The sequence below is a fragment of the Dietzia sp. B19 genome (assembly GCF_014145155.1).
Lineage (GTDB): Bacteria > Actinomycetota > Actinomycetes > Mycobacteriales > Mycobacteriaceae > Dietzia > Dietzia natronolimnaea.
Window position 1 is genome coordinate 72,943 of record NZ_JAALED010000572.1, and the last position, 246, is coordinate 73,188.

The window sequence follows — 246 nt, forward strand, 5'->3', positions numbered from 1 at the left end:
TCCGGTCACCGGAGCTACGCGGAAGGTGTACCTATTCGTGGCGTGCTTGCCGTTCAGCCGGTACGCGTTCGTCTGGCCATCGACCGACATGCAGCAGGACGCGTGGCTTCGGGCGCACGTGGCGATGTTCGAGAACTTCGGCGGATCGGTGCCGCGGATCGTGTGCGACAACCTCAAAACCGGCGTCGTCAAGCACCCGCGCGATGGTGAGATCGTCCTGAACGACGCCTACCGGGAGATGGCCGC

General features: G+C 64.6%; 1 protein-coding gene. It reads left to right on the forward strand.

Translation table 11 applies throughout. The features are described from left to right. A partial coding sequence (locus tag G6020_RS16670; RefSeq protein ID WP_194306183.1) for a DDE-type integrase/transposase/recombinase occupies positions 1 to 246 on the forward strand: 246 nt, incomplete at both ends.